This window comes from Galbibacter sp. PAP.153 (assembly GCF_037029175.1).
Classification (GTDB): Bacteria; Bacteroidota; Bacteroidia; order Flavobacteriales; family Flavobacteriaceae; genus Galbibacter; species Galbibacter pacificus.
The window spans coordinates 1-1,288 of the sequence record NZ_JAZEUN010000055.1; the positions used below are offsets into that span (position 1 = coordinate 1).

The 1,288-nt window shown below is 36.1% G+C and carries 1 protein-coding gene; it reads right to left on the reverse strand.

Annotation, left to right across the window (positions count from 1 at the left end):
* Window positions 1-1,244 (reverse strand): IS4 family transposase (locus UXI14_RS17995; RefSeq protein WP_335967351.1); only part of this gene is annotated, 1,244 nt, incomplete at its 3' end.
* Between the last annotated feature and the right edge of the window lie 44 nt (window positions 1,245-1,288).

A 1,288-nucleotide genomic window follows, 5' to 3' on the forward strand; every position in this document is an offset into this window, starting at 1 on the left:
CGTTTGAGGTCATTCGATTTATATGGGTTTTTTAATTTCTGTGTTTTACCTTCCAATTGCACTATTTGGTACTCAAGACACTCAATTTCTTGTTCAGAAAAGCAACTCCTAGGATTGGTTGCTTCTTCTGTTGCATAAGCAACCTGCATAATGAACAGCTTGACAATAGTTTCTAGCATCATTAAACAGAGTTTTCTTATAGCTTTGCCCCTGGTTAATTCACTGGCCTCTATATTGAAGCCTCCCTTTTTTAAAATCCTGAATACTTCTTCTATGATCCAACGGCAAGTGTACCATTCTATGCAGAGTAAAGCAGTCTCTAGGTTTTCTACTTTTTTGGTGGTAAGCAATCTCCAGTGTATTGGGTTTTCAACACCTTTGCCTACTTCTTTAGCTTCAATAGCATAAAGAGTAATGCTTTTTGGGAGCGCTTTAGAAGTATATTGATTTCCTTTAATGGTTATTTGAGTAAAACGTACCTCCATATTAGCTGTTCTTTTCTTTATACACCTTCTTTTGCCTCCCTCGATGGGCACTTGATAGTTCCCTTGTAAGGGTTGATTGGATAGGTGCTCAAAAAGTTTGGTTTGTCCATCAAGAATTCTATTTGTCTTTGCTCGTACCAAAAGATGGGTTTTAGAATCCGGGACACTACAGAATTGTTCGTATATATCACCCTCTCTATCTTGAACAATGATAATTTCTTTTGCTGAGGATAGAACCTTTTTACTTTTAAGGGAAGATTCTATCCATTTATAAGACTCTTTTTGTTCAATGGGAAGGAGGTTCTTTTTATGGCCCTTGTCTTTTTTAGGTTTATCGTGTGATCTATTCCAAATTTTTACATCTGAAAAACCATAAGGCATTAATGTCCCTGAATCGATTACAAAACTGGGGTGAATATGAAAACCCAGACCACCATACTCTGCATTGGTCGTGCCGATACTGTCATCTTTCTTTATCCTGTTCTTGTGATTGTACAAATTGACATCACTGGTATCCTGAATACAAAGTACAGAATGTTCTCCTACAGCTTCAATACAGTTTAAAGACATGTTTTTGATAATATCGTTTTCGCTTACATTCTCATTCTGTAAAAAACGATACATTGCTTTTGCCTCTGAATCACTTTGGGCTAACTGACGTATCGAATGAACACTAGAACTAAATAAGCGATTGAGAATAGAGTTTCCTCTATTCAACAATCGCTTGTCTTTTAAATCATTAAAATATCTCGTCTGCATTTTTTATCCCGAAAGATAAAAATATATTTGTGTCCAGACGGTAG